We start from the raw sequence: 6,726 nt of genomic DNA on the forward strand, positions 1-6,726 counted from the left end.
GGACCCTACACCTAGAAGTTGTAGTTAATGAATCCGCCCACGTAGGCCTGGGTCGCATCACCGATATCGTCGACGATGGGGCTATCCTTGGCGTCGCCGGTCAGGCGTGACACGCCGACCATGCCCGTGATGGACCATGTCCGCGTGAGATAATAACTGGCGCTGGCATTGGCGCCGATGCGGAAATAGCCCTCATTCGGTGAGTACGCATCCAGCCCCGAGCGCCGACTCTCCTGCGCGGAAATGCCGAACATGTCCTCGGTCCAAGCATCGCTCCCATAGGCAATGTTCGGGCCTAGCGAAACGGAGAGCCGCTGGGTCAAGCGCGAGCGCCAATGCGCCTTGGCGCTGGCATGGTAGCCATCCACGTCCCCGCTCAGCGGCGTTTCCACGGCCGCGCTGTACTGCCAATGTCCCTCGGTGTATTCGGCTCGCAATCCCGCCGTGACGCCTCCGTCGACCTTATCCAGGCGGTGCAGATCATCGTCGTTGTCGCGTCCGAAGGTGTAACCGAGGAACGGCGATACCCGCCAGCCATCCCGATGAATGACATTCCAGCCCACGCCATCGCGCGCGTTGATATACATGCTATCGCCATAGGTCAGGTTGACCGATGGCCATACGGACGTCTCGTAGTCGTCGCTTCCCAGATAATCGGGAGCGTAAATCGCCCCCGCGCCCAGACTTCCTTGCCAGCCGCTGTCCTGTGCCTGGCTGGGCATTGCCACCGCCAGCATCGGTAGCATCACGGCCAGCGCCGTGTATCGATATCCTGCCTGCATGCCGCCGGACTCCCTGGATTCATTGCATGACCACCGGTTGGTCGCCCGCCCATTTTGCAGGCACACGCCCCCGGCCCTTTACATACAGTATCGTAGGTATCCTTGCCGCGCCAGCCGGTTTACTGGTCGTCCACCATGTCCACCTGGCTGCCGTTGAAGACGTGCGCGGCCCCCAATATCGGAACAAGCTGATTTATGACACTGTAGTATTAGGCGGAGTCGAGCAAGGACAGCTGCCTCACGGCATCCTGCCCTTCGGGGCTGTGATCGTCGGCTTCCAGGACCTTGTGAAAGCCCCGCGAGGTCTGGATGGTAGCTTCGTCGTCGAGCCACATCATCGCCTGGGCGTGATCGTCGGCGAGCTGATGCTTGAGGCCGCCAAACTGGGTACCGATTTGCCCCCAGGCGCGGCTGAATATCCAGTCGCCGAACATGTCCTGGTGGACATGTATCAGTACATAATCATGGTCGGTTTCCCAGCGGACGATCACGGTGGCTCCGGTTTTGGTTGTGTCGCTCATGTAACATGATCGCTATTGTAAGGCCTTGTGCCCGGCGCTCAAAGCCGGCGGGCCGGTGTGGAAGGATACCATCATGCGAATCGTCGTCGATGCCAACGTTCCCGAAGCCCAGCGCTGTTTCGGTGCACTGGGCGAGGTGGTCAGCGTGCCTGGACGCGAGATCGATGCCGCAACGGTACGCGATGCCGATGCCCTGGTAGTGCGTTCGGTCACTCGGGTCGATGAGGACCTGGTGGGTGATTCCCGACTACGCTTCGTCGGTACCTGTACCATCGGCACCGATCATGTCGATACGCGGGCGCTGTCCGAGCGCGGGATCGGGTTCGCCAGTGCGCCGGGGTGCAATGCCGAGGCGGTGGTCGATTACGTACTGGCGAGTTTGGCGACCCTGGCCGAGCGCGGTGGTTTTTGGCTTGCCGAGCGCCGAGTGGGTATCGTCGGTGTCGGCAATGTGGGTGGGCGACTGCTGGCGCGGTTGCAGGCGTTGGGCATCGACTGCCTGGCCTGTGATCCGCCGCGTGCCGAAGAAGAGGGCGGTACGGGATTCGTCGATCTGGATACCCTGGTCGACGACTGTGACGTGCTCTGCCTGCATACGCCGCTGGTGCAGGAGGGTCCGCATGCCACGCGTCACTTGCTCGATGCCTGCCGAATCGCCGAATTGACGCCGGGTACGCTGGTGCTCAACGCCGGTCGGGGGGATTGCGTGGACGGTCGGGCCCTGCGGAGCCGCTTGTCGGGGCAGGGCGATATCTCGGCGGTACTGGATGTCTGGGAGAACGAGCCCGCGATCGACGCGGCCTTGCGTGATCAGGCTGCGCTTGCCACGCCGCATGTCGCCGGCTACAGCCTGGATGGCAAGTTGCGTGGCACGCACCAGGTGTATCGAGCCCTGGCACGCCATGTCGGGCTTCCAGCCCGGCTCGGCGAGGCCGACCTGATGCCGGCGCCGCCGGTGCCGCGCCTCGTACTGGATGGTGGGCTCGGAGTGGAAGAGGCGCTGAGGCTGTGCATGCGCAGCGTCTACGATCCGCGCCGCGACCACGATGCCTTGGAACATCTGGCGCGGACTTGGGGGATGGCGAAGGGCTTCGATGCCTGTCGGGCGAATTACCCGTTGCGTCGTGAGTTCTCGACTCTCGAGGTGGTCCTCGAAGCGGCTGCCACCCACCTCGCCGAGCCATTGGCAGCGGCGGGGTTTCAAATCACGAGCCACGAGCCACGAGATTCGAGCGGTGAGTGCAACGCTTGAGCGTGTCGCCTCCGCGTTTCGTATCTCGCCGCTCGTGGCTCGCAGCTGTTACCGTCGCCGGGTTCCTTTACTGCCGATAGGCCGCTTCCTTGAGGGCGCGAATGCGTTCGTCCAGCGGCGGGTGGCTGGCGAAGAGTTTTTCCATCAGGCGGCGTGACTGGCCGGTGGTGATGGCGAAGGCCGTCAGGGTATCCGGCATCTGGTCCGGCATCTGGGTCTCGGCCTTGAGGCGTGCCAGGGCGTTGATCATGGCACCGCTGCCGGCCAGGCTGGCGCCTGCGGCGTCGGCGCGATATTCGCGGAAGCGCGAGAACCAGGCGACGATGGCCGAGGCGATCAGGCCGAAGACGATCTCGGCGACGATGACCACCGCGAAGTAGCCGAAGAAGCCCAGCCCGCCGTTGTCGTCCTTGCGCAGGAAGCTGTCGACCAGTTGCGCGACGACGCGCGCGAAGAACATCACGAAGGTGTTGAGCACGCCCTGGATCAACGCCAGGGTGACCATGTCGCCGTTGGCCACGTGGCCGATCTCGTGGGCCAGCACGGCACGAATCTCTTCGGGCTTCATGCGGTTGAGCAGGCCGGCGGAAACGGCCACGAGGGCGTCGTCCTTCTTCCAACCGGTCGCGAAGGCGTTGGACTGCTGGGCCGGGAAGATACCGACCTCCGGGGTCTTGATACCGGCGTCGCGCGCGAGTTCGGCCACGGTATCGAGCAGCCACTTCTCGGTGGCGTTGGAGGGCGTCTCGATGACCACGGTGCCGGTGGAGCGCTTGGCCATCCACTTGGAGATGAACAGCGAAACCATCGACCCTGCCATGCCGAAGATGAAGCAGAAGATCAGCAGCCCGGTCATGTTCATGCCGTTCTCGGAGAGATAGGCGTCCACGCCGAGCAGTCGCAGGGTGATGCTGGCGACCAGGATGACGGCCAGGTTGGTGCCCAGAAAGAGCAGGATTCTCATCATTGCCGGATATCTCCCGTCGAGATTGTCGCGCCCGACCGGGAATCGGCGGGCGCGGCGATGGTAAAGCCTTGCATTAGATACGGGCTTTCGCCAAGGGTTTCAAGCCTGGCGTCAAGCGTAGGCTCAACTATTGGCGATAACGTGACAGGAAGCGCGCGAAGCGCTCCAGGGCATCGTCGAGCTGGTCGACCCAAGGCAGGGTGACGATGCGCACATGATCGGGTTCCGGCCAGTTGAAGGCGCTGCCCTGGACCAGCAGGATCTTCTCCTGGAGCAGCAGGTCGAGGACCATTTGCTGGTCGTTGTGAATGTTGAAGACCTTGGGATCAAGACGCGGGAAGGCGTAGAGCGCTCCCTTGGGTTTGGTGCAGCTCACGCCGGGAATGGCGTTGAGTTTTTCATAAGTAATGTCGCGCTGGGCGAGCAGCCGACCACCGGGCAGGACCAGGTCGTTGATCGATTGATAGCCGCCCAGTGCGGTCTGGATGGCGTGCTGGGCTGGCACGTTGGCACACAGGCGCATCGAGGCGAGCATGGTCAGCCCCTGGATGAAGTCGCTGGCGCGTTTCTTGGCCAGTGTGCCCGAGAGCGTCATCCAACCGCTGCGAAAGCCGGCGCAACGATAGCTCTTGGAGAGCCCGTTCATGGTCACCACCAACTGGTCCTCGGAGGCCAGGGCGCCGGTAGCGACATGCTCGACACCGTCATAGAGGATCTTGTCGTAGATCTCGTCGGAGAACACCACCAGGTCGTGCTCGCGGGCGATGTCGAGCAGCTCTCTGACGACCTCCGGGGGATAGACGGCGCCGGTGGGATTGTTGGGGTTGATGATGACAATGGCCCGGGTATGGCTGGTCACCTTGGCGCGGATATCGTCCATGTCCGGCGCCCAGTCGGACTGCTCGTCGCACAGGTAATGCACGGCGCGGCCGCCGGAGAGGTTGGCCGCCGCCGTCCACAGTGGATAGTCGGGAGCCGGAATCAGCAACTCGTCGCCATCGTTGAGCAGTGCCTGCAGGGCCATCACGATCAGTTCGGAGACGCCGTTGCCGATGTAGATGTCCTCGATACCGACGCCGGGGATCTCCTTGCGCTGGCACTCCTGCATGATCGCCTTGCGTGCCGAGTACAGTCCCTTGGAGTCGCAATACCCCTGGGCGGTGGGCAGGTTGCGCATCACGTCCTGGAGGATCTCTTCGGGGGCCTCGAAGCCGAATGGCGCAGGGTTGCCGATATTCAGCTTGAGAATGCGCTGGCCTTCGTCTTCCAGACGCTTGGCGTGTTCGAGTACTGGGCCGCGGATGTCGTAGCAGACGCTGTCGAGCTTGTGCGATTTCTTGAGTGGGGCAGTATCCATGTCGCGCTTCCAGGGGTGTCCAGATATGGCCGGGATGATGGGCTTGTCGGTGTTGCTTGTTGGCTAGTCGCCGCTTGCATCCGTGGCGGCGTCTTCTTCGTTGTCTTCTTCGGGAACCGGAATATCGGCGGGTGTCTCCAGGCTCAGGCGGCCCAGCTTACCGGCGCGAAGCTCGTGCAACAGCACCTCGGCACCGCGATGTAGATCCACCTCGCCGCCGGCGCGCAGGCCGCCGCGCTTGCTGGCGATGGTGGTCAGGATAGCGTGGCCATCGAAGCCGGTCTGTGCCAGCAAGTCGGGGCCGGGATCGCCGTCGGCCTCGGTGCGTTCGGCCTCGGGGTTGGGCTGGTAGGGCGGCAGTTCCTTGAGCTTGTAGCGGGCCGAGAGGGCTTCGGGGTAGCGCTTGGCAAGCTCGGCGGCGGTTACCACCGCAACGTCGAGATAGTCGATGGCCGTGTCGCGGATAGCACCGCTGGCGGCCAGTCGATAGGCACTGGCCTGATCCTCGATCTTTGGCCACAGCACGCCAGGTGTGTCGATGAGCGCCACCTGGCCGGCGATGCGCACTTTCTGCTGGCGCTTGGTCACGGCCGGCTCGTTGCCGGTCTTGGCGATGGTGCGTCCGGCCAGGCCGTTGATCAGCGTCGATTTGCCGACATTGGGAATGCCCATGACCATGACCCGTACGTCGCGGTCGGCGCGGACCTGGCCGGCCAGGTCATGGCATAGCTTGGGAATGCGCTTGAGCTCCCGGGCCTGGGTGGTGGTCACGGCCAGGGCGCGGGTATTCGGCTGGGCGTCGAAGTGGCTCGCCCATTCGCGTGTGCGCTCGGGATCGGCGAGGTCGGCCCTAGAGAGTACCTTGAGCACCGGCTTGTGGCGGGTCAGGCTCGCCAGCATAGGGTTGGCGCTGGAGTAGGGCAGGCGGGCGTCGAGCACTTCGATCACGACGTCAATTTCCGGCAGCGCCTCGAGAATCTGGCGGCGCGCCTTGTTCATGTGTCCCGGGTACCAGCCGAGCATCGACCCCTCCTGCTTGCAAACGGTTGGATAATGAAACGGCCGACCATCATAGCAGATGGCCGACCGTCGCAGGGGCCGCCTTATTCGCCGGAATGGAAGTTCAGGGCCACCGAATTGATGCAGAAGCGTTGCCCGGTGGTTTCCGGCGGACCATCGGGGAAGACGTGGCCGAGATGGGCGTTGCAGCGCGCGCAGGTTACCTCGACGCGTTGCATGCCGTGGCTGCTGTCGGTTTGCTCCTCCACGCACGCGGCGGTGAGCGGCCGGTCGAAGCTTGGCCAGCCACAGCCGGCTTCGAACTTGTGCTCGTTCTCGAACAGGGGGGCGTGACAGCACACGCAATGGTAGATGCCGTGTTCCTCGGTGACCTGGTAGTCACCCGTGAAGGGGCGTTCGGTGCCCTTCTCGCGGGTGACGTGGTATTGCTCCGGGGTGAGTTGCTCGCGCCACTCGGCGTCGCTCTTCTCGATTTTCTTGCGCATGGGCGGTCTCCTCGTCGTGCCTGCACGTCTATTGTGACATTCAAGTCAGTCATTTTTTCCAGTCAGCATCGCCAACGTTGGGTTGATAATCAACGGGATGGGTGTCGGGGTTGACTCTTTTCGAGGCGCTGAGTAATATACGCGCCACCTCGACGAGGCGAGCGACACGTCCCATTCGTCTAGTGGTCCAGGACACCGCCCTTTCACGGCGGTAACAGGGGTTCGAACCCCCTATGGGACGCCACTCGATTCATCAAGGTACCGGAGTGCGGGAATAGCTCAGTGGTAGAGCATCGCCTTGCCAAGGCGAGGGTCGCGAGTTCGAATCTCGTTTCCCGCTCC

Annotated in this window: 7 protein-coding genes and 2 tRNA genes; 3 read left to right on the forward strand and 6 right to left on the reverse strand. The window is 63.2% G+C overall.

The annotated features are described in order from the left end of the window. Positions 1-11: 11 nt before the first annotated feature. Positions 12-782: a MipA/OmpV family protein gene (locus tag FZZ93_RS13995; protein ID WP_149322934.1), complete on the reverse strand. Its 771-nt coding sequence runs from the start codon at positions 780-782 to the stop codon at positions 12-14. A gap of 209 nt (positions 783-991) precedes the next feature. Further along, entirely contained in the window at positions 992-1,273 is a 282-nt protein-coding gene (locus FZZ93_RS14000; protein ID WP_013331766.1) for a hypothetical protein, read from the reverse strand. 103 nt (positions 1,274-1,376) lie between these two features. On the opposite strand from FZZ93_RS14000, the gene pdxB reads away from it, so the two are divergent. Further along, a complete protein-coding gene (gene pdxB, locus FZZ93_RS14005) occupies positions 1,377-2,555 on the forward strand; it encodes a 4-phosphoerythronate dehydrogenase PdxB (protein ID WP_149322935.1) in 1,179 nt (392 codons plus the stop codon). A 67-nt stretch (positions 2,556-2,622) separates the two neighbouring features. On the opposite strand, the gene htpX is transcribed toward pdxB, so the two are convergent. The 4 genes from htpX to msrB all read right to left on the reverse strand — a co-directional run bounded on the left by htpX (position 2,623) and on the right by msrB (position 6,384). Further along, on the reverse strand, positions 2,623-3,522 hold the full coding sequence (htpX, locus tag FZZ93_RS14010; RefSeq protein ID WP_064698768.1) for a protease HtpX: 900 nt from the start codon (positions 3,520-3,522) through the stop codon (positions 2,623-2,625). A 127-nt stretch (positions 3,523-3,649) separates the two neighbouring features. Next, positions 3,650-4,879: a pyridoxal phosphate-dependent aminotransferase gene (locus tag FZZ93_RS14015; RefSeq protein WP_149322936.1), complete on the reverse strand. Its 1,230-nt coding sequence runs from the start codon at positions 4,877-4,879 to the stop codon at positions 3,650-3,652. Between the two features lie 63 nt (positions 4,880-4,942). After that, positions 4,943-5,902 (reverse strand): ribosome biogenesis GTPase YlqF, encoded by a 960-nt coding sequence (gene ylqF, locus FZZ93_RS14020; RefSeq protein ID WP_149322937.1) that lies wholly within the window; start codon positions 5,900-5,902, stop codon positions 4,943-4,945. An 80-nt stretch (positions 5,903-5,982) separates the two neighbouring features. Beyond that, positions 5,983-6,384: a peptide-methionine (R)-S-oxide reductase MsrB gene (msrB, locus tag FZZ93_RS14025; protein ID WP_149322938.1), complete on the reverse strand. Its 402-nt coding sequence runs from the start codon at positions 6,382-6,384 to the stop codon at positions 5,983-5,985. Positions 6,385-6,552: 168 nt separating this feature from the next. On the opposite strand from msrB, the gene FZZ93_RS14030 reads away from it, so the two are divergent. Together FZZ93_RS14030 and FZZ93_RS14035 are read left to right on the forward strand one after the other, a co-directional pair. After that, a tRNA-Glu gene (locus FZZ93_RS14030) sits at positions 6,553-6,628 on the forward strand. A 24-nt stretch (positions 6,629-6,652) separates the two neighbouring features. Then, positions 6,653-6,724 (forward strand) — tRNA-Gly (locus FZZ93_RS14035). Positions 6,725-6,726 lie beyond the last annotated feature (2 nt).

Source organism: Halomonas eurihalina (assembly GCF_008274785.1).
In the GTDB taxonomy this organism is placed as follows: Bacteria; Pseudomonadota; Gammaproteobacteria; order Pseudomonadales; family Halomonadaceae; genus Halomonas; species Halomonas eurihalina.

Coding starts and splice junctions, on each gene's coding strand:
- htpX (WP_064698768.1), bottom strand. CDS start 3,522: ATGATGAGAATCCTGCTCTTTCTGGGCACCAACCTGGCCGTCATCCTG.
- ylqF (WP_149322937.1), bottom strand. CDS start 5,902: ATGCTCGGCTGGTACCCGGGACACATGAACAAGGCGCGCCGCCAGATT.
- FZZ93_RS13995 (WP_149322934.1), bottom strand. CDS start 782: ATGCAGGCAGGATATCGATACACGGCGCTGGCCGTGATGCTACCGATG.
- msrB (WP_149322938.1), bottom strand. CDS start 6,384: ATGCGCAAGAAAATCGAGAAGAGCGACGCCGAGTGGCGCGAGCAACTC.
- FZZ93_RS14015 (WP_149322936.1), bottom strand. CDS start 4,879: ATGGATACTGCCCCACTCAAGAAATCGCACAAGCTCGACAGCGTCTGC.
- pdxB (WP_149322935.1), top strand. CDS start 1,377: ATGCGAATCGTCGTCGATGCCAACGTTCCCGAAGCCCAGCGCTGTTTC.